Origin of the sequence: Streptomyces sp. SM1 (assembly GCF_002910825.1) — a bacterium.
Taxonomy (GTDB): domain Bacteria; phylum Actinomycetota; class Actinomycetes; order Streptomycetales; family Streptomycetaceae; genus Streptomyces; species Streptomyces okerensis.
This window is the reverse complement of the sequence record NZ_NEUB01000543.1, coordinates 1-23,175: the sequence shown is the minus strand read 5'-3', so window position 1 is coordinate 23,175 and position 23,175 is coordinate 1. Positions and strand designations below refer to the sequence as shown.

Genomic DNA, 23,175 nt, shown 5'->3' with positions numbered 1-23,175 from the left:
GGCGCACCGGGCGCCCGCGTCGACCGCACCGACCCGGTCCTGCTCACCGACTTCGTGCGGGCCACCGCGGGCCTCGGCACCGACCTCGTGCTGCTGCACGGCTATCCGTACCACCGCCACGCCGCCCACCTCGCCCGCGTCTTCCCGCACGTCCACGCCGACTGCGGCGCGGCCCTGGTCCGCACCGGTGCCCGCGCGGCGGCCGTCCTCGCGGAGATCCTGGAGATCGCCCCCTTCGGGAAGATCCTCTTCTCCAGCGGCGCCAGTGGGCTGCCCGAGCTGCATGTGGTCGGCGCCCGGCTGTTCCGCGAGGCGCTGGAGCGGGTGCTGGGCGCCTGGGTGGCCGAGGGGGCGTGGTCGCCGGCCGACGCGCAGCGGGTGGCCGGCCTCATCGCCTCCGGGAACGCGGGCAGGGTCTACGGGCTGGACTGAATCAGCCCCTCCGGGGGTCCCACTCCGGGGGAGTCCGAGGAGCGGGAGGCGGAGCCCCGGGTCCGGGACGGAAAGGGGCGGCGGGGGCGGTGTACGGCCCGGGCCGGGCCGTGAAGAATGGGCGGATGCCGACCGACGCCCTGCACGACCGCTTCCTGGACGGCCTGGCACCGCTCGCCCCCGCCGCCGTATGCACGGCTCACTGGCGGGTGGCGACTACGTGGAGGGCCGCAGCGACCTGGACCTGATCGCGGTCCTGGACCGGCCGATCGGCACCCGGACGGTGTGGCGGATCGCGCTGCTGCACGCCCGGCTACGGGCCGAGCCGCTCGCCGACCGGCTCCACTGCACCTACCTGACACCGGACACGGCGGCGGGCGCGGGACGGCGCCATCCCACCTGGGCGCACGAGCAGCTGTTCAGGCGCACCGTCACGCCGGTCACCCGGGCCGAACTGCACGCCTTCGGCCGGGTGCTGCGCGGGGTGCCGCCCGCGGACGTGCTGCCGCCCGTGCCGGACGGCGAACTCGCCGACTTCGTCGTGCGCGACCAGTGTGACTTCTGGCGGCGGGAGGTGGACCGGGCCGCCGACTGGACCCAGGACGTGTGGGTCGACCTGGGACTGCTGACCTTCGCCCGTGCCACCGTCACGCTGCGCGAGGGCCGCCTGATCTCCAAGAGGGAGGCGCTGGACGTGCTGCCCGGCCTCGGCGCGCCCGGTGACGTCGTCGACGACATCAGGAGACGGCGCTACGACGACGCCGCGCCGCCCGCCGGGGAGTGGGTCGCGCGCCGGGCCCGGCTGACCCGGGACTACCTCGGGCCGGCGATCGACGCGCTGGAGGAGGGCTCCTGAGCGGGCAGTACGGGTGCGTCCGGGGGCGTGGCCTCCGGCCGTTCACGGAGTGACAGCAGGACCCGTACCACCCAGATCCACATCACGCACGAGCCGAACATGTGCAGGCCGACCAGGACCTCGGGGAGGTCGGTGAAGTACTGGACGTAGCCGATGGCGCCCTGGGCGAGCAGGATCAGGAACAGCTCGCGGGTGCGGGCCAGGGGGTCCCTGGGGGCGTCGACCGCCTTGAGGACGAACCACAGCGCGAACGTCAGGGTCACCACGACCCACGCCAGCACCGCGTGCAGCTTGCTGACCGTCTCCCAGTCCAGCGGCATCCGCTCGACCTCGCTGGAGTCACCCGCGTGCGGTCCCGCGCCGGTGACCACCGTGCCGACCGCGATCAGCAGCGCGGAGGCGGCCACCATGAACCACACCAGCTGCCGCACGGCGGGGCCGACCAGCGGACGGGGTTCCCCGTCGCCCTCGCGGGTGCGCTGCCACATCACCGTGGCGACCGCGATCAGCGCGCTGGACAGCAGGAAGTGCGCCGCGACCGTGTACGGGTTCAGGCCGACGAGGACCACGATGCCGCCGAGGATCGCGTTGCCCATGACGATCCAGAACTGGACCCAGCCCAGCCGGGTCAGGCTGCGCCGGAACGGCTTCTGGGAGCGGGCGGCGACGATCGCCCAGCCGACGGCGGCGCACAGCACATACGTCAGCAGGCGGTTGCCGAACTCGATGACGCCGTGCAGGCCCATCTCCCTGGTGTTGACGAGAGAGTCGTCGGTGCACTTGGGCCAGGTCGGGCAGCCCAGGCCGGAGCCGGTGAGCCGGACGGCCCCGCCGGTGACCACGATGAGGACCGCCATGACGAGCGCGGCGAGGGCCGCCCGGCGGACGGTCCGGGGGTCCGGGGTCCAGCGGGCGGCGATGAAGGCGAGGGGGTTGCGCAGCGCCCCCGGGGCGTCGGCGCGGGTCACGTTCGGCACCCGCCCATCGTAAGGCGCCGCTTGTGCACGCTTTCACGAGGGTCCGTCCCGGGCGTCCCGGCTACTCCCACCGGAAGAACCTCCCGGCCGCCGCGAGCCCGGCGACCGCCCAGGCCGCGAGGATGCCGAGGTTGCCCCACGGCATCCCGGCGCCGTGCTGGAGCACGTCCCGCAGCCCTTCGGAGAGGGCCGCGATGGGCAGCAGGCCGAGCACGTCCTGCGCCGCGTCCGGGAACCTGTCCAGCGGCACGACGACCCCGCCGCCGACGAGCAGCAGCAGGAAGACCAGGTTGGCGGCGGCGAGCGTCGCCTCGGCCTTGAGCGTGCCCGCCATCAGCAGACCGAGCCCGGAGAAGGCGGCCGTGCCCAGCACCAGCAGCAGGAACACCGGGACGGGACTGCCCTGCGGGGACCAGCCGAGCGTGAGGGCGATCACGGTCACGAGAAGGACCTGGAGCACCTCGGTGACCAGGACAGACAGGGTCTTCGCGGTCATCAGGCCCCAGCGCGGCAGCGGCGAGGAGGCCAGCCGCTTGAGTACGCCGTAGCGGCGTTCGAAGCCGGTCGCGATGGCCTGCCCGGTGAACGCCGTCGACATCACCGCGAGGGCGAGGATGCCGGGGGCGAGGAAGTCCACCGCCTCGCCCCCGCCGAGGTCCACCACGTCGACGGTGCCGAAGAGCACCAGCAGCAGGGTGGGGATGATCACCGTCAGCAGCAGCTGCTCGCCGTTGCGCAGCAGCATCTTTGTCTCGAGCACGGCCTGCGCCGCGATCATGCGGGTCAGGGGCGCCGCGCCCGGCTTCGGTGAGTAGGTGCCGGCGGCGGTCACGCGCGCAGCTCCCTGCCCGTGCGTTCCAGGCTGTGTCTTCCCGGGGGCCAACCCCCGGACCCCCGGCCGGTCTCCGCGTGGGCCGGAATCATGCGCGCAGCTCCTTGCCGGTCAGTTCGAGGAATACGTCTTCGAGGGTGTGCCGCTCCACCGAGATCCGGTCCGGCATCACCCCGTGCTGCGCGCACCAGGACGTCACCGTGGCGAGCAGCTGCGGGTCGACCTCGCCGACGACGCGGTACGAGCCCGAGGTCACCTCGGCGGCCGTGGAGCCGTCGGGCAGGGCCTTGAGCAGCGAGGCCACGTCCAGGCCCGGCCGGCCGGAGAAGCGGAGCGTGTTCTCGGCGCCGCCGCGGCACAGCTCCTCGGGGGAGCCCTGGGCGACGACCCGGCCGGCGTCGATGATCGCCACGTCGTCGGCGAGCTGCTCGGCCTCGTCCATGTAGTGGGTGGTGAGGATGACGGAGACGCCGTCGGCGCGCAGATCCCGGACCAGGTCCCAGGTGGCGCGGCGGGCCTGCGGGTCGAGGCCGGCGGTCGGCTCGTCCAGGAAGACCAGCTCGGGGCGGCCGACCACGGCCATCGCCAGCGCGAGCCGCTGCCGCTGGCCGCCGGAGAGCCGCCGGTAGGAGGTCCGGCCGCAGGAGCCGAGCCCCAGGCGTTCGATCAGCGCGTCCACGTCCAGCGGATGGGCGTGCAGCTTCGCCACGTGCCGGAGCATCTCGTCGGCCCGCGCACCCGAGTAGACGCCGCCGGACTGGAGCATCACGCCCACGCGGGGCCGCAGCGCGGCCGATTCCCGGACCGGGTCGAGGCCCAGGACGCGTACGGTGCCGGAGTCGGGGCGCCGGTATCCCTCGCAGGTCTCGACCGTGGTCGTCTTGCCCGCCCCGTTGGGGCCGAGCACGGCGGTCACGCCCCGCCGGGCCACCAGGTCGAGGCCGTCCACCGCCGTCTTCGTGCCGTACCGCTTCACCAGGGCCTGCACCTGGACCACGGGCTCACTTCGCATGGGACACGAGTCTAGGGACGCGGCCGGGTCCTCAGAGCGCCGGGTGCGGGAACTCCTCCTCGCGGGGGCGGTGCACCGCCGGCCAGGTCTCGGCGTAGGCCACCGCGTCCGCCGGCGGGAACAGCCGTGCCACGGCCGCCCCCACCGTGCCGCGCACGACGGGCCGGTCCCGTTCGAAGTCGTGCCCCAGTTCCTCGAACCCCTCGGAGCTGATCGACACCTCGGTCACCGTCTCCCAGCCGTCCGGGCCGGGGCGGCCCACCTCCACGCGCGGGGCCGGGACGCGGTACTCGGCGAGGTGGAACCCGGTGCAGGCGTCGTATCCGGCGCCGAGCAGCAGCACCCGCGCGGCGAGGCGTTCCAGTGTCGCCGGCGGACTGCGCTCACCGAGCCGGCAGTCCGGCGCGTGCCCGGCGACGATCACCGCCGCGCGGGGCCCCACCGCCGCGAACGACGACTGCGGGTGGGCTCCCCCCACTGCCTCGAGGGCGTGGGCGGTGCCCCAGCGCAGCGCCCCCGGCCAGGTCCGTACGGTCTCGGGTATCACGCCGACCCCGCGCGAGGGCGTGGTCAGCGGGTCGTAGGCGGGCATGGTGGCCCGTACGGTCTCCCACCACGGCTCGGGGACGGGCGGTGCCCGCCACAGCGCCGGGTCGGAGAGATCGCCGGTCTGCGTGGGAGCCACCAGCGTGCCGTGCGGACCGAGGGCGTCGAGCAGGGCCCGGACGACCGTGACCGGTCCGCCGTTCACCCAGCCGAGGGCGCTGAGCGAGGAGTGCGCGAGAAGGATCCCGCCCGGCCGGACACCGAGCTCGCGCAGCTGCGCGGTGAGGCTGTCGCGGGTGACGAGTGGGCCGGTCGGAGGGGGTGTGGACATGGTCCGGCAGTGTTCCGGACGCCCCCGGGGGACGCCACCGAATTGATCGATCGAGATCGTTTCCGCAGGTCGAATTAGGTTCGCCTAAGTGATGCAGCGCACTTCGGGCCGTTCCGGCGCGGCTTGCCGGTCGCGGATGAATTACGCAACAATGGCGTTGTGAAAAACGTTGGCGAGGCTCCCCACGAGGAACTGGCAACCGGTGAGCGGTCCACCCGCAACCGCGTGGCCCGCTCCATCCTGGACCACGGCCCGTCGACCGTCGCCGAGCTGGCCGAGCGCCTCGGCCTCACCCAGGCGGCCGTACGCCGGCACCTGGACACGCTGGCCGCCGACAACGTCGTGGAGGCCCGCGAGCGCCGGGTCTACGGCGCGCGCACGCGCGGTCGCCCGGCCAAGGTGTTCGCCCTGACGGACTGCGGACGGGACGCGTTCGACCAGTCCTACGACACACTGGCCCTGGACGCCCTGCGCTGGATCGGCGAGCGGGAGGGCGGCAGCGAGGCGATCGCCGCGTTCGCCCGCGCCAGGATCGCCGCCCAGGCCGGGGCGTACCGCAAGGCGGTCGAGGGCGTGGCACCCGAAGAGCGGACGGAAGCGCTGGCCAAGGCCCTGAGCGCGGACGGGTACGCTGCAACCGCGCGCAGCGCACCGGTCGGCGAACAGCTCTGCCAGCACCACTGCCCGGTCGCCCACGCCGCCGAGCAGTTCCCGCAGCTGTGCGAGGCCGAGACGGAATTTTTCGCCGAGCTCCTCGGTACGCATGTGCAGCGACTGGCAACCATCGCGCACGGCGACGGCGTCTGCACGACGTTCATCCCCAAGATTTCCCACCAAGCATCCGCAAGCACGTCCGGGAGGAACCCCGCATGACACTCCCCACGGAGACTGCCCACCCCGAGCTCGAGGGGCTGGGTACGTACGAATACGGCTGGGCCGACCGTGACGACGCCGGAGCGTCGGCGCGCCGCGGCGTGGACGAGGACGTCGTCCGGGACATCTCCGCCAAGAAGGACGAGCCGGAGTGGATGACCAAGCTCCGCCTCAAGGGCCTGCGCCTGTTCGCGAAGAAGCCCATGCCGAACTGGGGCTCCGACCTCTCCGGCATCGACTTCGACAACATCAAGTACTTCGTGCGCTCCACGGAGAAGCAGGCGGAGTCCTGGGAGGACCTGCCCGAGGACATCAAGAACACCTACGACCGCCTGGGCATCCCCGAGGCGGAGAAGAACCGCCTCGTCGCCGGTGTCGCCGCCCAGTACGAGTCGGAGGTCGTCTACCACCAGATCCGTGAGGACCTGGAGGAGCAGGGTGTCATCTTCCTGGACACCGACACGGCTCTGAAGGAGCACCCGGAGCTCTTCAAGGAGTACTTCGGCACGGTCATCCCGGTCGGCGACAACAAGTTCGCGTCGCTGAACTCCGCCGTGTGGTCGGGCGGCTCCTTCATCTACGTCCCGCCGGGCGTGCACGTCGAGATCCCGCTCCAGGCCTACTTCCGGATCAACACCGAGAACATGGGCCAGTTCGAGCGGACCCTGATCATCGTCGACGAGGGTGCCTACGTGCACTACGTCGAGGGCTGCACCGCCCCGATCTACAAGTCGGACTCGCTGCACTCCGCGGTCGTCGAGATCATCGTCAAGAAGAACGCCCGCTGCCGCTACACGACCATCCAGAACTGGTCGAACAACGTCTACAACCTGGTCACCAAGCGCGCCGTGGCCTATGAGGGCGCGACCATGGAGTGGGTCGACGGCAACATCGGCTCCAAGGTGACGATGAAGTACCCGGCCGTCTACCTGATGGGCGAGCACGCCAAGGGCGAGACGCTGTCCATCGCCTTCGCCGGCGAGGGCCAGCACCAGGACGCGGGCGCCAAGATGGTCCACATGGCCCCGAACACCTCGTCGAACATCGTCTCCAAGTCGGTGGCGCGCGGTGGCGGCCGTACCTCCTACCGCGGTCTGATCGAGATCGGCGAGGGCGCCCCGGGCTCCAAGTCCAACGTGCTCTGCGACGCGCTGCTCGTCGACACCATCTCCCGCTCGGACACCTACCCCTACGTGGACGTCCGCGAGGACGACGTGTCCATGGGCCACGAGGCGACCGTCTCCAAGGTCTCCGAGGACCAGCTCTTCTACCTGATGAGCCGCGGCCTGAGCGAGTTCGAGGCGATGGCGATGATCGTGCGCGGCTTCGTCGAGCCGATCGCCAAGGAACTGCCGATGGAGTACGCGCTCGAGCTCAACCGGCTGATCGAGCTGCAGATGGAAGGCGCGGTCGGCTAAAGCACCACGCCGTTCCGTCAAGCCCCTTACGCAAAGGAAAGCGAGCACTACGACAGCCATGGCTGAGGCTCAGAACTCCCCCACCTCCGGCTTCGCTCCGGCGGGGGGACCCCCACCGGTGGGCTCCACCACCGCCGGCTCGATCGCGGTCGCCGCGGAGTCGACCGTCGCCACCCGCATGAGCGCGCCCCCCTCCTTCGACGTGGCGGACTTCGCCGTCCCCCACGGCCGCGAGGAGGAGTGGCGGTTCACCCCGCTGGAGCGGCTGCGCGGCCTGCACGACGGCACCGCGACCGCCACCGGCGACGGCGTCAAGGTCGCCGTCGAGGCGCCGGAGGGCGTCGTCGTCGAGACCGTCGGCCGCGACGACGCGCGGCTCGGCCGCGCCGGCACCCCGGTGGACCGGGTCGCCGCCCAGGCGTACTCCGCCTTCGAGCAGGCCTCGGTCGTGACCGTGCCGAAGGAGACCGTCCTCACCGAGCCGATCCGCATCTCGGTGCGGGGCGAGGGCGGCACCGCCTACGGCCACCAGCTGGTCGAGCTCGGCGCCTTCGCCGAGGCCCTCGTGGTCATCGACCACACCGGTGACGCGGTGCTCGCCGCCAACGTCGACTTCGTCCTCGGAGACGGCGCCAAGCTGACCGTCGTCTCCGTCCAGGACTGGGACGACAAGGCGGTGCACGTCGCCCAGCACAACACGCTGATCGGCCGGGACGCCTCCTTCAAGTCGGTCGTCGTCACCTTCGGCGGCGACGTCGTACGCCTCCACCCGCGCGTGACCTACGCCGGCCCCGGCGGCGAGGCCGAGCTGTTCGGCCTGTACCTCACCGACAAGGGCCAGCACCAGGAGCACCGCCTCCTGGTCGACCACAACGTCCCGCACTGCAAGTCCAACGTCGTCTACAAGGGCGCGCTCCAGGGCGACGACGCGCACGCCGTGTGGATCGGTGACGTGCTCATCGAGGCCAGGGCCGAGGGCACCGACACCTACGAGATGAACCGCAACCTGGTTCTCACCGACGGCGCCCGCGTCGACTCCGTGCCCAACCTGGAGATCGAGACCGGCGAGATCGTCGGCGCCGGCCACGCCTCCGCGACCGGGCGCTTCGACGACGAGCAGCTCTTCTACCTGATGGCCCGCGGCATCCCCGAGCGGGACGCCCGCCGGCTCGTCGTCCGCGGCTTCTTCGCCGAACTCGTCCAGCAGATCGGTCTCCCGGACATCGAGGAGCGCCTGATCGGCAAGATCGAGGAGGAGCTGGAGGCGGCGGTCGGATGACCTTCCAACGCGCCTGCGGACTGAGCGAGCTGGAGGAGGACACCCCGAAGCGGGTGGAACTCGACGGCACCCCGGTCTCCCTCGTGCGGACCTGCGGGGAGGTGTTCGCGATCAACGACATCTGCTCGCACGCGAACGTCTCCCTCGCGGAGGGCGAGGTCGACGACTGCCACATCGAGTGCTGGCTGCACGGCTCGCGCTTCGACCTCCGTTCCGGCAAGCCCGACAGCCCTCCGGCCACGCGCCCCGTCCCCGTATACCCCGTAAAGATCGAAGGGGACGACGTGCTCGTCTCCCTCACCCAGGAGTCCTGAGGCACCCATGGCAACGCTTGAAATCCGAGACCTGCACGTCACCGTCGAGGCCGACAACGCCACGAAGGAGATCCTCAAGGGCGTCGACCTCACCGTGAAGCAGGGCGAGACGCACGCCATCATGGGCCCCAACGGCTCGGGCAAGTCGACTCTCGCCTACGCGCTCGCCGGTCACCCCAAGTACACCGTCTCCAGCGGCACCGTCACCCTCGACGGCGAGGACGTCCTGGAGATGTCCGTCGACGAGCGCGCCCGCGCCGGCCTGTTCCTCGCCATGCAGTACCCGGTCGAGGTCCCCGGCGTCTCGGTCTCCAACTTCCTGCGCACCTCCGCCACCGCCGTCCGCGGCGAGGCCCCGAAGCTGCGCACCTGGGTGAAGGAGGTCAGGGAGGCCATGGAGCGTCTCTCGATCGACCCCGCCTTCGCCGAGCGCAACGTCAACGAGGGCTTCTCCGGCGGTGAGAAGAAGCGTCACGAGATCCTTCAGCTCGAGCTGCTCAAGCCGAAGATCGCGGTCCTCGACGAGACCGACTCCGGCCTGGACGTCGACGCCCTGCGCGTCGTCTCCGAGGGCGTCAACCGGGTCCGCGAGTCCGGCGAGGTCGGCACCCTGCTGATCACGCACTACACGCGCATCCTGCGCTACATCAAGCCCGACCACGTCCACGTGTTCGCGAACGGCCGCATCGTCGAGTCCGGCGGCCCCGAGCTCGCGGACACGCTGGAGAACGAGGGCTACGAGGCCTACACGAAGGGTGGGGCATCCGAGTGACACATCTGCCGGGCCTCCTCGACACAGAGGCGATCCGCAAGGACTTCCCCATCCTGGACCGCCAGGTCCACGACGGCCGGAAGCTCGTGTACCTGGACAACGCGGCGACCAGCCAGAAGCCGCGCCAGGTGCTCGACGCCATGAGCGAGTACTACGAGCGCTACAACGCCAACGTCCACCGCGGTGTGCATGTGCTCGCCGAGGAGGCCACGGCGCTGTACGAGGGCGCGCGCGACAAGGTGGCGGAGTTCGTCAACGCCCCCTCGCGCGACGAGGTGATCTTCACCAAGAACGCCTCCGAGTCCCTCAACCTCGTGGCCAACATGCTCGGCTGGGCCGACGAGCCCTACCGGGTGGACCACGAGACCGAGATCGTCATCACGGAGATGGAGCACCACTCCAACATCGTGCCGTGGCAGCTGCTCGCGCAGCGCACCGGCGCGAAGCTGAAGTGGTTCGGTCTCACCGACGACGGCCGGCTCGACCTGTCCGACATCGACGAGATCATCACCGAGAAGACGAAGATCGTCTCCTTCGTGCTGGTCTCCAACATCCTGGGCACGGTCAACCCGGTCGAGGCGATAGTGCGCCGGGCCCAGGAGGTCGGCGCCCTGGTGTGCATCGACGCCTCGCAGGCCGCGCCGCACATGCCGCTGGACGTCCAGGCCCTCCAGGCCGACTTCGTGGCCTTCACCGGCCACAAGATGTGCGGCCCGACCGGCATCGGCGTCCTCTGGGGCCGCCAGGAGCTGCTGGAGGACCTGCCTCCGTTCCTCGGCGGCGGCGAGATGATCGAGACCGTGTCGATGAGTTCGTCGACCTACGCGCCCGCCCCCCACAAGTTCGAGGCGGGCACCCCGCCGATCGCCCAGGCGGTCGGTATCGGCGCGGCGATCGACTACCTCTCGGCCATCGGTATGGACAAGGTCCTCGCCCATGAGCACGCCATCACCGAGTACGCGGTGAAGCGCCTCACCGAGGTCCCCGACCTGCGCATCATCGGCCCCGCCACGGCCGAGGACCGCGGCGCCGCGATCTCGTTCACCCTGGGTGACATCCACCCGCACGACGTGGGCCAGGTCCTCGACGAGCAGGGCATCGCGGTCCGGGTGGGCCACCACTGCGCGCGGCCCGTCTGCCTGCGGTACGGAATTCCTGCGACCACGCGAGCGTCGTTCTATCTGTACTCCACGCCGGCCGAGATCGACGCACTGGTCGACGGCCTGGAGCACGTACGGAACTTCTTCGGATGAGGGGCTGAAGGCGTGAGGCTGGATTCCATGTACCAGGAGGTCATCCTGGACCACTACAAGAACCCGCACGGCCGGGGTCTTCGGGACGGCGACGCCGAGGTGCACCACGTCAACCCGACGTGCGGTGACGAGATCACGCTGCGCGTGAAGTACGACGGCACGAAGATCACTGACGTCAGCTACGAGGGGCAGGGCTGTTCCATCAGCCAGGCATCCGCCTCCGTGCTGAACGACCTGCTGGTCGGCAAGGACCTCGCCGAGGCGCAGAAGATCCAGGGGACCTTCCTGGAGCTGATGCAGTCCAAGGGGAAGATCGAACCCGATGACGCGATGGAGGAGATCCTGGAGGACGCGGTCGCGTTCGCCGGGGTGTCCAAGTATCCGGCCCGGGTGAAGTGCGCCCTCCTCAGCTGGATGGCGTGGAAGGACGCGACGGCCCAGGCGCTGGGCGCCGACGCCGAAAGGACAACGGCATGAGCGAGACCGTGGAGATGAAACCGGCCTCCGAGGAGGAGGTCCGCGAGGCCCTGCTCGACGTCGTCGACCCCGAACTGGGTATCGACGTCGTCAACCTCGGCCTGATCTACGGGGTCCACATCGACGACTCCAACGTGGCGACCATCGACATGACCCTGACCTCGGCGGCCTGCCCGCTGACGGATGTGATCGAGGACCAGGCGAAGTCCGCCACGGACGGCCTGGTCAACGAGCTGCGCATCAACTGGGTCTGGATGCCGCCGTGGGGACCGGACAAGATCACCGACGACGGCCGCGAGCAGCTCCGGGCGCTGGGGTTCAACGTCTGAGTCCCGCTTCTCCGGGAACGGCGGCGCCTCCCGGGAGGCGCCGCCGTTCCCGTGTGGGGGCGCCGGTCCGCTGTGTACGCTCGTACATATGGGATACCTGCTGCTGTCCGGGGCCATCGCCGCCGAGGTGTGCGCCACCACCGCCATGAAGTACAGCGACGGCTTCAGCAGGCTCTGGCCCTCGCTGCTGACCGTGCTCGGATACGTCATCTCCTTCGCCCTCCTCGCCCAGACGCTCCGCACCGTCGCCGTGGGCACGGCGTACGCCATCTGGGCCGGGGTGGGCACCGCCGCCATCGCCACGATCGGCGTGGCGTTCCTGGGGGAGGGGCTGACCGCCGCCAAGGCCGCCGGCATCGCGCTGATCATCATCGGCGTCGTGGTGCTGAACCTGGGCGGCGCGCACTGATGGCCCGGCGTCACGATCCCGAGCGGCGGCAGCGGATCATCGACGCGGCGATCCGGGTCGTGGGCCGCGGCGGCATCGCCGGGCTCAGCCACCGCAGCGTCGCCGCCGAGGCGGACGTGCCGCTGGGCTCCACCACGTACCACTTCAAGACCCTCGACGAGCTGATGGTCGCCGCGCTGCGGCAGGCCAACGAGGGCTTCGCCAAGGCGGTCGCCGCGCGGGGCGGGCTCGAGGACCCGCGCACCGATGTGGCGACCGAACTCGCGGCCCTGATGGGCGAATGGCTCGCCGGCGACCGCACCGGGGTCGAGCTGGAGTACGAGCTCTATCTGGCCGCCCTGCGCCGCCCCGCCCTGCGCCCCGTCGCCGCCGAGTGGTGCGAGGACCTGGCCGGACAGCTCTCCCGCCGCACGGACCCGGTCACGGCACGGGCGCTGGTCGCGCTGGTGGACGGCATCTGCCTCCAGGTCCTGCTGACCGGCACGCCCTACGACGAGACGTACGCGCGGGAGGCGCTGAGGCGGGTGACCGCGGCGGGGTGAGGACGGGCCGGTGGTCCGTCGCCTGCGGCGGCCCGGCCGGCGAGGGCTCGCCCGGCACGTGAGATGCCCGGGGACCGGTTCGCGTCGGTGGGCGCCGGGCGGTTAGGTTGCCCTTATGACCGACACGACTGCTCAGAGCGCCACCGGCGCGGTGGCCGCCGGCCTCGCCACCCTCGCCGCCGACGGCACCGTCCTCGACACCTGGTACCCCGCCCCCGAACTCGCCGCCGAACCGGGCCCCTCCGGCACCGAACGGCTCTCCGCCGAGCAGGCCGCCGAGCTGCTGGGCGGCGGCGCCACCGCGGCGGTCGGGCCGGACGCGCGCCGGGGCGTCGAGGTCGTGGCGGTCCGTACGGTCATCTCCTCGCTGGACGAGAAGCCCGTCGACGCGCACGACGTCTACCTGCGCCTCCACCTGCTCTCGCACCGCCTGGTGAAGCCGCACGGCCAGAACCTGGACGGCATCTTCGCCCACCTCGCCAACGTCGCCTGGACCTCGCTCGGCCCGGTCGCCGTGGACGACATCGAGAAGGTGCGGCTGAACGCCCGCGCCGAGGGCCTGCACCTCGCCGTGACGTCCGTCGACAAGTTCCCCCGGATGACCGACTACGTCGCCCCCAAGGGCGTCCGTGTCGCCGACGCCGACCGGGTGCGGCTCGGCGCGCATCTCGCCGAGGGCACCACCGTCATGCACGAGGGCTTCGTCAACTTCAACGCCGGCACGCTCGGCACGTCGATGGTCGAGGGCCGTATCTCCGCCGGTGTCGTGATCGGTGACGGCTCCGACATCGGCGGCGGCGCCTCCACCATGGGCACCCTGTCCGGCGGCGGCAACGTGCGCATCTCCGTCGGTGAGCGGTGCCTGATCGGCGCCGAGGCGGGCGTCGGTATCGCCCTCGGTGACGAGTGCGTGGTCGAGGCCGGGCTGTACGTCACCGCCGGCACCCGGGTCACCATGCCCGACGGCGAGGTCGTCAAGGCGCGTGAGCTGTCCGGCGCCTCCCACATCCTGTTCCGCCGCAACTCCGTCACCGGCACGGTCGAGGCGCGCCCGAACAACGCGGTCTGGGGCGGCCTCAACGACGTCCTCCACAGCCACAACTGACCCTCCCGTCACGCCCGTACGGGTTACTCCCCGTGACCTCCGGGTCGTTTTGGCAGATGAACGGGTGGACACAGAGTCCGATCAGACGCCGGAACGACTGACATACAGGAGATGGGACGGGCGATGGCGAACAAGTGGGTGTGGGGCGTACTGCGCTGCGCGGTCGGGGTGATGGGCGTCGCGGCCATGCTGATGCTGTGCGGGACGCTGGCGGGCACCGCCCACGCGGACGAGACCTCCACCGGCTCGAACAACGGCCACCGGGTGGCCCTGCTCAACGCCGACGTCGGGCAGATCGACGACCCCGCGGAGGATGTGCTGGAGCACTTCCTGCTGCTCGGGGACGGGTACGTCTGGGACTGACGGCGAGCGGCCGGGGGACTGTCCCGGCGGGCCGGATCCTCACTCGGCGGGGGTCCGGCCCGTTCGCGTGGCCAGCTCGTGCGCCTCCCTGAGCCCGGCCGTCGTGCCGGCGCCGGCCGGCCGCAGCGGTGAACGCACCGGGCCCGCGGGCAGGCCCAGTCCGGCGAGGAGGGCCTTGGCCGTGACCGTGCCCGGCAGGCCCTTCGCCATCATCGCCTCGATGAGAGGCGTCACCCGGTGCTGGAGGCGCGCGGCGCCACTCGTGTCACCCGCGTCGAACGCGTCCAGGACGGCACGGACCTGACCCGGGATCACGTTGGCGACCGTGCTGACGCTGCCGGCCCCGCCGACCGCGTACAGGGCGAGGTTGTGCTCGTCGCAGCCCGCGTAGTACGCGAGGTCGGTGCGGGAGATCAGCTTCTGCGCCGACAGGAAGTCGTTCGAGCAGTCCTTCACCGCCACGATCGAGGGATGCCCGGCCAGGCGCAGCAGGGTGTCCGGTTCGATCCGGGTGCCGGTGCGGGCGGGGATGTCGTACAGGGCCAGGGGCAGGCCCGTCGCGTCAGCGATCTCGAGGAAGTGCGCCTCGATCGCGTCCTGCGGGGGGCGGATGTAGTACGGGGCGACCACCAGCAGGCCGTCGGCGCCGGCCTTCTCGGCCTCACGGGCCAGTGCGGCGGTGTGGGCCGTGTCGGGGGTGCCGACGCCGGCGACGATCGTCGCGCGGGAGCCGATCGCCTCGCGCACCGCCGTGACGAGGGCGGACTTCTCGGCGTCCGTGGTGGTGGGGGACTCGCCCGTGGTGCCGGAGAGGACCAGGCCGTCGCAGCCCCGGGTGACCAGATGGTCGGCCAGGCGCTGGGCGCCGTCCAGGTCGAGCGCGCCGGTGGGGGTGAACGGGGTGATCATCGCGCAGAGGATGCGGCCGAAAGGGGTCATGGGGGTAGTGTCGGCCGCGGCGTCGTGAAGTTCCACTTACATGTCGTGACGGGTATGGGTAAGCATTGCTTTATGGATAGGGGAGGGTGCGCGGGGGTACTCGGGTTTCCCGACCCCGAGAGGAGGCGCATCGTGACCGGAACCATCGAGCGACGGCCGGTTCGGGACGAGCACAGCGTGGGCGAGCTCGTCGGGCAGGCCACCGAACAGATCTCACGGCTCGCACGGCAGGAAGTGGCGCTCGCCAAGGAGGAACTGGCGGAGAAGGGCCGCCACGCCGGGAAGGGCGGCGGGATGCTGGGGGCGGCGGGCGCGTTCGGCTACGCCGGGCTGCTGGCGCTGGCCGGTACGGGTGTCGCTGCGCTGGACCTGGTGCTGCCCCTGTGGGCCGCGGCGCTGATCGTCACGGGCGTGCTGTTCCTCATCGCCGGGGTGCTGGCCCTCGCCGGCCGCGGGCAGTTGCGCCGGGCCACGCCGCCCAAGCCGGAGAGGACGCTGGGCAGCGTGAAGGCCGATGTGGACGAGATCAAGGGAAGGGCGCACCGATGACGCACGACGTGAGGCGCGCGGACTCCCCCGCGGGGGCCCATGTGGACGCGCGGGCGGAGAGTGCCCTGGCGGGGCGAGGTGCCAAGGGGCCCGATGAGCTGCGGCGGGAGATCGAGCGGACGCGGCACGAACTCGGCGACACCGTGGAGGAGCTGGCAGGGAAGATGGATGTGAAGGGTCGGGCGAAGGCACGGGCCGACGCCCTCCGCGACCGGGCGGGGGCGATGACCGTGCAGATGCGGAGCAGTGCCGCGCACGCCGGAGAGGCCGGCATGCGGCACCGCAAACCGGTGATCATCGCCGGTGCCGTGGTCGCCGCCGTCGTGGGTGCGGTGATGGTGCAACGCCACCGTTGCTGAGACGGCCCGCGCCCGGCCGGCGGTGCCGGGCCGCGGGGGTGCGCGTGGCGCCCGCGGTCGGTGGGCGGAGATCCCCGGAACCCCCGGAATCCCGCACCGACCGCGGGCGGTCGCGCTTCCTTACGGGCGGAAGCGCAGGACCTGCGGGTCGTGGTCGCTGATCTGGTCGTGGAACTCCGCGTTGATGTGCACGCTGTCGTAGCTGAAGCGGCGGATCGACGGGGTGATCAGGATCTGGTCCAGCACCTGGCTGTTGCCCTGGTAGACGTACGAGTAACGCTCCCACTTCGGCAGCGACTTGATGGCCGACCAGAGGGTGCCGCGCCCCTCGAGGATGTCGGTGGTCTCCGAGAACTCGAAGTCGTTGATGTCGCCGAGGGCCACGACCCTGGCGTTCTTCTGGGTCTTGAGGATCTTCGCGGTGAAGTCGTGGACCGCCGCGGCCTGGAGGTGGCGCTGGGTCTCCGAGCCGCGGGACGGCGGCTGGTACCGGGAGGTCAGGCTCTGGTCGCCGCCCTTCGAGGCGAAGTGGTTGGCGATGACGACGACCGTGCGGCCCCGGAACCTGAACTCGCCGGCCAGGGGCTTGCGGCTGTCCTCGAACGCGGCGGACGCCGGGTCGATCCGGCCGGGGGAGTGGGTCAGCGCCGCCTGGCCGCGGACCTTCACGACATCGGTGGGCGTGGTGGCGTCGCCGCCGGGACGGTCGGTGAAGGAGACCCGGGCCGGGTTGAAGAGGAACGCCTGGCGGATGTTGCCGCCCGGCTGGCCGCCGTCCTCCTTGTCGGCCGGGTCGACGGCGCGCCAGTCGTAACGCGGGCCGCCCGCCGCCTCGATGGCGTCGATCAGCGTGGCCAGCGTCCGGTCCGCGGCGACCGTGCCGTCGTCGGTGGCGCCGTTGTTGTCCTGGATCTCCTCCAGCGACAGGATGTCGGGGGACCTGAGGTTGTCCACGATCGCGGCGGCGTGCGCCGCGAAGGTGTCGTCGGAGGGGTCGAGGTTCTCGACGTTGTAGGTCGCGATCGCCAGCTCGGAGCGGTGCTGCCGGCGGGTCGTCTCGCGCCGCAGGTCCCCGGACTCCAGGGTGCCCAGATCGCTCGCCACCAGCGTGTAGCCGCCGAACTGGTTGTAGTCCAGCGGGCCCGTGGTGTCGCCGGCGAGGGTGTCCCCCACGTTCGCGTCGGGGAAGTCGGCCGCCCTGCCCAGCGACTGGATCTGCAGCCGGCCCGTGTTCTGGGAGTCGTACGAGCCGTAGACCGTGCCGCCGCGGAGGTTGCGGTGCTCCCGGGGCTTCACCGTGACCCAGAGTTCCGTGTACGGGTCGGTGGCGCCCACCACCCGGGTGTCGGACACCCGGACGTTCATGCCCTCGAGCGACTCGTAGAGGTCGAGCGCGTACCGGGCGGGACGCAGCGGGAGACCGTCGACCGAGCCGTCCGGGACGGGGGTGTAGGCGGCCGGTACGGATCTCGCGGTGATCGGCGTCGCGTCCGGGACCGCGTTGCCGCTGGAGACGACGGTGAAGGCCGCGCGGGTGATCTCCGTCAGTGACTGGTTGCCGGAGGACGTGCCGCCGGGAACGTACTCCGTCACCGTGCCGGAGACGGTGACGGCGTCGCCGACCGCGACACCCTGCGGGGCGGACCCCGTGAAGACGAAGACGCCCTCGCTGGTGGCCGGGTCGGCGTCCGGAGCGGGATCCTGTATCCAGAAGCCGCGGGACGAGCCGTAGGTGCGGACGCCGGTGACGATTCCGGTCACATCGGTGACCTGCTCGCCCGCGTACGGCGATGTACGGGTGTCACCCTGGATGTCATGGATGCGTACGGAGTCCGCGTGCGCGGGCGAGGTGAGGACGACGGTGGACGCCGCGGTGCACACGGCGGCGACGGTGAGCGCGGCGAGGCGCGCGGACGACTTGCTGGACAACGGATTCCCTCCGGGAACGTGATCTACGCCGGGATGAGGGTGGAGCGTGGGTCACTCCCTGTCTACGCGCGTCAATCTCCAGCCTGGCCAAGCCACTTGTCAAGGTTTCGGCCATGTACGGTCACGGAAGGTGAGATGAAGCGAGCGGCATGGGTGGAAATCCGTCTAGGCTGAGTGGCCGAGTCGTAAGAAGGCCGAGGAGAAACAAGCCGATGTCAGACAGCTCCATCCTGCCGCCGGCGCGGCTGCGCCCCGAAGCGGAGCTGGCGCGCGACGCCCTGTCCACCCCGGTGCTGTCCCGCGCCGTCCGGCTCGCCCGCTGGGCCGGGCCCGCGACCCGCGTGGACGCCGGTGGCGGGCTCGTCGAGGAGCAACTGCCGGCGGCCGCCGCGGAACTGGCGCTGACCGGTGACGACGCGGCCGCCGACGCCGGCGAGGCCTGGCGGGTCGCCGTCGACACCGGACTCGTCGAAGTCGTCGACGAGGAGGAGGGAACGGTCGCCGCGGGCGCCGAACTGGCGCTGCTCACCGCCGGATCCCCGCGGGACGTGCTGGAGGTGTGGCTCGCCGCCCTGGAAACGGTGATCGGCGACGCGAGCGTCCCGGACCTGGGCGGACTCGTCGACGCCCTCGCCGAGGGCGAGGGCTCCGGGGAGCTCGACCTCGAAGCGCTGGACTGGGACCCCGAGGCCGAGGCCGACTTCCTGGACGGAGTGCTCGGCAACCTCTACCTGCTGACGGTCGGGGCGGAAGCCCCCGGCGGGGCGCCCGTGCCCCTGCCCGCGCTGGCCGCGTCGGTGATCGTGCCCGACGACATGCCCGAGCCCACCAACGATGTCCTGGAGCAGGTCTCCGACGCGATGATGCGGCTGGACGACCGGTTCCGCATGCTCGAGCCGGTCGGCGCCGTGGAGTACCAGCCGGTCGACGAGGCGCTGATGGCCGACGCCGGCGAGGAGCCCGCCGCACCGGACGACGAGACGGATGTCTCCCGCTACGGCATGGTGCGGCTCACCCCGCTCGGGCTCTACGGACTGCGCGCCCGGCTGCTGGAGGCCGGATTCGAGGCGCCCGCGGTCGGGGACCTCGCGGACAAGGGAGCCGACGCGCTGCTCGACGGCACGGCCGTCTTCCCGCCGGCGGCCGCCCACGCGGAGACCGAGCAGTGGCTCGCCCGGCGTCAACCGCTCGCATCGGCACGGGAACTGCTCGCGGCGGCCCGTGGCGCCGACGACGGCGCACCCCTGCGGCGGCTGCGCTGCCAGCAGGCGCTGTCACTCGTCGGCGCGTCGGCCGAACCCGCCCTGCGGGAAGTCCTGGACGATCCCGACCTGGGCGGACTGGCGCGGGTGTGGCTGGCCGAGCACGGGGCGGCCGACGTGCCGCCGCCGTCCGAGGCCCTCATCTTCTGGCTGACCATCGACACGGTCGCCGCCCAGCTCGCCGCGGAAGGCAACTCCGAGGAGCTGCGCTCCCTGGTGGAAGGGCTGGCCCGGCAGCACAGCGGCTTCTTCGACACCGCCTGGCGGGTGGACCACCCGGCCACGGCGGACGTGCTGGAGGCCATGGGACGGCTGCACCCGGACAAGAAGGTGGCGAAGGAAGCGCGGAAGGCGGCGTTCAAGGCCCGGTCCCAGCACGGGGGCTGAGTTTCACGGACCCGAGAGGTGCCGTGACCCCCGCCGTTCAACCGGTGTTCAGGTGAGGGCGGAAGCGTGACGTGCGCACCGCCACGGTCCGCCCACCCTCACCTGGAGCCGGCATGCCGCTCACCCGCAGGGACTTCGCCAGAACGTCCGCCCTCACCGGCGCCGGGATCGCGCTGGCGGGCACGGCCGGCGCCCTCGCCTCCGCGCCCCACGCGCTCGCCTCCGCCGACGTCGCCGGGGAGGCGGCCGGCCGGCACGGGGGCGCCGGCTACGGACCGCTCGTGCCGGACCCGGAAGGGCTCCTCGCCCTGCCCGCGGGGTTCACCTACCGCGTCCTCACCCGCGCCGGCAGGACCCGCCTGGAATCCGGTGAGTTCACGCCCGCCGAGCACGACGGAACGGCCGCCTTCCCCGGCCCGCGCGGCAGCGTCCTCCTGGTCAACAACCACGAGATGGACGGCCCGCGCGACGAGGCCGAGTTCCCGGTGCCGCTCACCGAGGGCCTGGTCTACGACCCGGCCGCACCCGGCGGCTGCACGATCGTCGAGGTGCGCCCCGACGGCGCCGTCGCCGAATGGGTCGGCATCGCCGGCACGGCCGACAACTGCGCGGGCGGCAGCACCCCCTGGGGCACCTGGCTCACCTGCGAGGAGAACTCCGACCGGGCCGGCGAGAACGGGATGACCAGGGACCACGGCTACGTCTTCGAGGTCGACCCCGCCGACCGGCGCGCCAACCTGGACCCCAGGCCGCTGAAGTTCCTCGGCCGCTACGACCACGAGGCCGTCGTCATCGACCCCAGGCGCGGCCACGCCTACCTCACCGAGGACGCCGACGAGCCCAACGGCCTCTTCTACCGCTGGACCCCGCCGCAGGGCTTCCGCCACGGCCCCGGCAGGTTCCGCGCCCTCGCCGACGACGCGGGTGTCCTCCAGGCGCCCACGTGCTACGACTCCGGCGGCCGGTACGTCGACGACCTCTCCCGGGCCACCAGGACCGGCACCGTGTACGGCGTCGACTGGGCGGACGTGCCCGACCGCGACGCCCGCGAGGTGGCGGTCCGTGAGCAGTTCGGTCCCGGCGAGGTCACCCGCGGCCGGAAACTGGAGGGCATGTGGTGGGGCGACGGCGGGGCGTACCTCGTCTCCTCCTACGCCCGCGACGAGAGCCCCGAGCAGCACGACGGCCAGGTCTGGTTCTACGACCCCAGGCGCCGCACCCTGACACTGAAGGTGCTGCTCGGCGCCGACCGGGACCCGGCGAGGGACGGCTCCTTCGACGGCCCGGACAACATCACCGTCTCGCCGTACGGCGGCCTGATCATCGCCGAGGACGGCGACGGCGCCCAGCACCTGTTCGGGGCCACCGACAGCGGACGCACCTACCCCATCGCCCGCAACGAACTGAACATCGGTACCGAGGAGGAGCCGGAGTACAGCGAGTTCACCGGCGTGACCTTCTCCCCGGACGGCAGGACCCTGTACGCCAACATCCAGGAGCCGGGGATCATGCTCGCCGTCACGGGGCCCTGGAAGCGGCAGCGGCGTTAGAGCAGCGGGCCACATGTACGAGTGAACCCGTCTGATCCCGCGGACGGTCCGTTGGTGCTGGACATAGCGTTCGCCTATGTCCAACTTCGAGGGGCTTGCTGAGGGAACCCCGGTCTGGCTTCCGGATGGCACCGTCGCTCCTGTGGAGCGCGTCGTCACGGAAGAACGTGCGGTACCGGCATTCGACAAAGAGTGGGATCTTCGAGAAGCCAAGCTCGGGCGTCCGTATCCACCGCGGGACAGTACGGTCGGCAACCTGGTTCCTGTCGTCCCCGTACGCTGGAACAGCAACGGCAGGCAGCCCGTTTTTGCCGTGCGGCTGGCTTCAGGTCGGCTGATCGAAGCGACAGGAAGTCATCGATGGGCGATGCGGAGCCGTGCGGGCTCACGCCGTCCGACTTGGAAGGCGACCACAGAGTTGGTGCCGGGGTGTGCCCTCCCCGCACCGCTGGTCGCAGACTTCTTCGGAACTCTCGGTGATGAATGGGACGGTTGGTTCGTCGGCTCGATGCTTGGAGACGGCAACATGACCGGACGGACTCCGACCTGGGCGGGGCATGACGACGGAACGCTCCAGCAGATGCGCGACTACGCCGCCAAACACGGTTGTCAGGTCCGTGTGGAGGACAACGGCACCTGGTTGCGAGTTCGTCTCACTGAGCCTGAGTGGCACCGTAACGCGTTGCGTGACCTGCTGGTTGAGCACCAGGTATGGGGTTTGAAGGGAGAAGGAAAGCGAGCAGCTGGCCTTCCGTACAGCCGCGTGCCTTCGTCTGTGGCCTTGCAGCCGGACTGTTCGACAGCGATGGCTCGGTGGGGGCGCGTCACATCGAGTTTGCCAATATCTCGGAGAGCCTCGTGCGCCAGCTCGCTGATGTGCTGCTTCGGCTTGGTGTCCAGAGCAATATCAGCAGTAAGAAGAACAATCACAGTACGAAGCCGCTGTGGCGGCTTCGTGTGGCTGATGGGCGTTCCGTCGAGCGACTGAGTGAAACGGTGAGGCTGCGGGCGGAGTACAAGGCCGGGGCGCTGGCGTCCTTGGCCGCACGAGGACGAGCGTCCCGCCGATCTGCGACCGGCCCCCGTGGCTACGCGGATGCCATCATGTGGGATCGAGTGGTCTCCGTGTCGGCGAAAGGTGTGAGAAGGACGTACGACGTCGAGGTCCAGCCATCCCGTCTCTGGGTTGTCAACGGTGTTGTGGCAGGCGCTGCTCTGCCACCCTCCACGGGTGCGGAGCCATAGCTTTGGAACCTCGCCGGACACCGCGCGGGCCACGGCCCGTCGGGCACGGCGAACCGGCACACCTTCGGTGGTCTGTCGGACGCCGCCTTCCGGATGGTTCCGCTGCTCGAGGCCGGGCGGGACGCCGACTGGCCGTGGGCGGCGGGATGAGGTGACACCGGGCGTCTCGTGACCGGGACGCCCGGTGTCCCGCTCCCGCGGCTACAGCGACTGGGCGGCGGGCTTCACCATGCTGCGGACCGTGCGGCCCTTGACGAAGTCGCCCATCCCGGTCATCTCCCACTCGCCGGAGAACTGGCGGATCAGCTTCGCCATCAGCACGCCCGTCTGCGGTTCGGCGCCCGTGAGGTCGAAGCGGACCAGTTCCTCACCCGTGGTGGTGTCCAGGAGGCGGCAGTACGCCTTGGCGACCTCGGTGAACTTCTGGCCGGAGAAGGAGTTGACCGTGAAGACCAGGCCGGACACCTCCATGGGGAGCCGGCCGAGGTCCACGATGATCGTCTCGTCGTCCCCGCCGCCCTCACCGGTGAGGTTGTCGCCGGAGTGGCGGATCGCCCCGCCCACGATCTGGAGCTTGCCGAAGTAGCAGCTGTCGATGTGGTTGCGCTGCGGGCCGTAGGCGATGACCGAGGCGTCGAGGTCGATGTCCTTGCCCCGGTAGGCCGGCTCCCAGCCCAGGCCCATCGTGACCTGGGAGAGCAGCGGGCGGCCGCCCTTCATCAGCGAGACGGTCTGGTTCTTCTGGAGGCTGACCCGGCCCTTGTCGAGATTGATCTTCCCGGTGCCGGGGGCGGCGGCCGGCGGTGCCGGGGGCGCGGCGGGGGCGGCCGGCACG

At 71.2% G+C, this 23,175-nt stretch carries 24 protein-coding genes and 2 pseudogenes; 19 read left to right on the top strand and 7 right to left on the bottom strand.

Annotated elements, in window-relative coordinates:
• Positions 1 to 432, top strand: a pseudogene (locus B9S61_RS13315) (amidohydrolase); the annotation flags it as partial.
• 125 nt (positions 433 to 557) lie between these two features.
• A pseudogene (locus tag B9S61_RS13310) lies at positions 558 to 1,288 on the top strand (nucleotidyltransferase).
• Here B9S61_RS13310 and B9S61_RS13305 read toward each other — a convergent pair.
• From B9S61_RS13305 to B9S61_RS13290, 4 genes are all read right to left on the bottom strand, one after another.
• Positions 1,246 to 2,256 carry a heme A synthase gene (locus tag B9S61_RS13305; RefSeq protein WP_103542449.1) on the bottom strand — a complete coding sequence of 337 codons (1,011 nt, stop codon included), beginning with the start codon at positions 2,254 to 2,256 and terminating at the stop codon, positions 1,246 to 1,248. The pseudogene B9S61_RS13310 and the gene B9S61_RS13305 sit on opposite strands and share 43 nt — an antisense overlap.
• A 70-nt stretch (positions 2,257 to 2,326) precedes the next feature.
• A complete protein-coding gene (locus tag B9S61_RS13300; RefSeq protein ID WP_103542448.1) occupies positions 2,327 to 3,097 on the bottom strand; it encodes an ABC transporter permease in 771 nt (256 codons plus the stop codon).
• Positions 3,098 to 3,185: 88 nt separating this feature from the next.
• On the bottom strand, positions 3,186 to 4,109 hold the full coding sequence (locus B9S61_RS13295; protein ID WP_103542447.1) for an ABC transporter ATP-binding protein: 924 nt from the start codon (positions 4,107 to 4,109) through the stop codon (positions 3,186 to 3,188).
• Positions 4,110 to 4,140: 31 nt separating this feature from the next.
• Positions 4,141 to 4,986, bottom strand: a complete 846-nt coding sequence (locus tag B9S61_RS13290; RefSeq protein ID WP_103542446.1) for an aminoglycoside N(3)-acetyltransferase — start codon at positions 4,984 to 4,986, stop codon at positions 4,141 to 4,143.
• 159 nt (positions 4,987 to 5,145) lie between these two features.
• Here B9S61_RS13290 and B9S61_RS13285 point away from each other — a divergent pair, with 159 nt between their 5' ends.
• The 12 genes from B9S61_RS13285 (at position 5,146) to B9S61_RS13230 (ending at position 14,120) form a co-directional block, all read left to right on the top strand.
• Entirely contained in the window at positions 5,146 to 5,859 is a 714-nt protein-coding gene (locus tag B9S61_RS13285; protein ID WP_103542445.1) for a metalloregulator ArsR/SmtB family transcription factor, read from the top strand.
• Positions 5,856 to 7,277, top strand: a complete 1,422-nt coding sequence (gene sufB, locus B9S61_RS13280) for a Fe-S cluster assembly protein SufB (RefSeq protein WP_103542444.1) — start codon at positions 5,856 to 5,858, stop codon at positions 7,275 to 7,277. The genes B9S61_RS13285 and sufB overlap by 4 nt, the downstream gene beginning before the upstream one ends.
• A gap of 58 nt (positions 7,278 to 7,335) precedes the next feature.
• A complete protein-coding gene (gene sufD, locus B9S61_RS13275) occupies positions 7,336 to 8,556 on the top strand; it encodes a Fe-S cluster assembly protein SufD (RefSeq protein WP_103542443.1) in 1,221 nt (406 codons plus the stop codon).
• Complete coding sequence (locus tag B9S61_RS13270; RefSeq protein WP_103542442.1) at positions 8,553 to 8,870, top strand: non-heme iron oxygenase ferredoxin subunit; 318 nt, start codon at positions 8,553 to 8,555, stop codon at positions 8,868 to 8,870. The genes sufD and B9S61_RS13270 overlap by 4 nt, the downstream gene beginning before the upstream one ends.
• A gap of 7 nt (positions 8,871 to 8,877) precedes the next feature.
• Positions 8,878 to 9,642 carry a Fe-S cluster assembly ATPase SufC gene (gene sufC / locus B9S61_RS13265; RefSeq protein WP_103542441.1) on the top strand — a complete coding sequence of 255 codons (765 nt, stop codon included), beginning with the start codon at positions 8,878 to 8,880 and terminating at the stop codon, positions 9,640 to 9,642.
• A complete protein-coding gene (locus B9S61_RS13260) occupies positions 9,639 to 10,895 on the top strand; it encodes a cysteine desulfurase (protein WP_103542440.1) in 1,257 nt (418 codons plus the stop codon). The genes sufC and B9S61_RS13260 overlap by 4 nt, the downstream gene beginning before the upstream one ends.
• A 12-nt stretch (positions 10,896 to 10,907) precedes the next feature.
• Complete coding sequence (sufU, locus tag B9S61_RS13255) at positions 10,908 to 11,372, top strand: Fe-S cluster assembly sulfur transfer protein SufU (RefSeq protein WP_103542439.1); 465 nt, start codon at positions 10,908 to 10,910, stop codon at positions 11,370 to 11,372.
• Positions 11,369 to 11,701 (top strand): metal-sulfur cluster assembly factor, encoded by a 333-nt coding sequence (locus B9S61_RS13250; protein ID WP_103542438.1) that lies wholly within the window; start codon positions 11,369 to 11,371, stop codon positions 11,699 to 11,701. Before sufU ends, B9S61_RS13250 begins: the two co-directional genes overlap by 4 nt.
• A gap of 88 nt (positions 11,702 to 11,789) precedes the next feature.
• The gene (locus B9S61_RS13245) at positions 11,790 to 12,110 is read left to right on the top strand and encodes a multidrug efflux SMR transporter (RefSeq protein WP_103542437.1); all 321 of its coding nucleotides are present in this window, start codon (positions 11,790 to 11,792) and stop codon (positions 12,108 to 12,110) included.
• Positions 12,110 to 12,652, top strand: a complete 543-nt coding sequence (locus B9S61_RS13240) for a TetR/AcrR family transcriptional regulator (protein ID WP_103542436.1) — start codon at positions 12,110 to 12,112, stop codon at positions 12,650 to 12,652. The genes B9S61_RS13245 and B9S61_RS13240 overlap by 1 nt, the downstream gene beginning before the upstream one ends.
• A gap of 115 nt (positions 12,653 to 12,767) precedes the next feature.
• Positions 12,768 to 13,757 carry a 2,3,4,5-tetrahydropyridine-2,6-dicarboxylate N-succinyltransferase gene (dapD, locus tag B9S61_RS13235; protein ID WP_103542435.1) on the top strand — a complete coding sequence of 330 codons (990 nt, stop codon included), beginning with the start codon at positions 12,768 to 12,770 and terminating at the stop codon, positions 13,755 to 13,757.
• 123 nt (positions 13,758 to 13,880) lie between these two features.
• Positions 13,881 to 14,120, top strand: a complete 240-nt coding sequence (locus B9S61_RS13230; RefSeq protein ID WP_103542434.1) for a hypothetical protein — start codon at positions 13,881 to 13,883, stop codon at positions 14,118 to 14,120.
• 39 nt (positions 14,121 to 14,159) lie between these two features.
• Here the strand turns inward: B9S61_RS13230 and dapA are convergent, their stop codons facing one another.
• The gene (gene dapA / locus B9S61_RS13225; protein ID WP_181007359.1) at positions 14,160 to 15,059 is read right to left on the bottom strand and encodes a 4-hydroxy-tetrahydrodipicolinate synthase; all 900 of its coding nucleotides are present in this window, start codon (positions 15,057 to 15,059) and stop codon (positions 14,160 to 14,162) included.
• A 132-nt stretch (positions 15,060 to 15,191) separates the two neighbouring features.
• On the opposite strand from dapA, the gene B9S61_RS13220 reads away from it, so the two are divergent.
• Both B9S61_RS13220 and B9S61_RS13215 read left to right on the top strand, forming a co-directional pair.
• Entirely contained in the window at positions 15,192 to 15,608 is a 417-nt protein-coding gene (locus B9S61_RS13220) for a phage holin family protein (protein WP_103542432.1), read from the top strand.
• A complete protein-coding gene (locus B9S61_RS13215; protein ID WP_103542431.1) occupies positions 15,605 to 15,967 on the top strand; it encodes a DUF3618 domain-containing protein in 363 nt (120 codons plus the stop codon). Before B9S61_RS13220 ends, B9S61_RS13215 begins: the two co-directional genes overlap by 4 nt.
• Positions 15,968 to 16,087: 120 nt before the next feature.
• Here the strand turns inward: B9S61_RS13215 and B9S61_RS13210 are convergent, their stop codons facing one another.
• Positions 16,088 to 17,896, bottom strand: coding sequence for an endonuclease/exonuclease/phosphatase family protein (locus B9S61_RS13210; RefSeq protein ID WP_103542430.1), 1,809 nt, complete (start codon positions 17,894 to 17,896; stop codon positions 16,088 to 16,090).
• Positions 17,897 to 18,108: 212 nt separating this feature from the next.
• Here B9S61_RS13210 and B9S61_RS13205 point away from each other — a divergent pair, with 212 nt between their 5' ends.
• From B9S61_RS13205 to B9S61_RS43440, 3 genes are all read left to right on the top strand, one after another.
• On the top strand, positions 18,109 to 19,545 hold the full coding sequence (locus tag B9S61_RS13205; protein ID WP_103542429.1) for a hypothetical protein: 1,437 nt from the start codon (positions 18,109 to 18,111) through the stop codon (positions 19,543 to 19,545).
• A 113-nt stretch (positions 19,546 to 19,658) separates the two neighbouring features.
• Positions 19,659 to 21,095: an alkaline phosphatase PhoX gene (locus B9S61_RS13200; RefSeq protein ID WP_103542428.1), complete on the top strand. Its 1,437-nt coding sequence runs from the start codon at positions 19,659 to 19,661 to the stop codon at positions 21,093 to 21,095.
• Between the two features lie 711 nt (positions 21,096 to 21,806).
• On the top strand, positions 21,807 to 22,340 hold the full coding sequence (locus B9S61_RS43440) for an LAGLIDADG family homing endonuclease (RefSeq protein WP_103542427.1): 534 nt from the start codon (positions 21,807 to 21,809) through the stop codon (positions 22,338 to 22,340).
• A gap of 201 nt (positions 22,341 to 22,541) precedes the next feature.
• On the opposite strand, the gene B9S61_RS13190 is transcribed toward B9S61_RS43440, so the two are convergent.
• The coding region (locus B9S61_RS13190) for a TerD family protein (RefSeq protein ID WP_181007358.1) at positions 22,542 to 23,175 on the bottom strand (634 nt) is incomplete at its 5' end.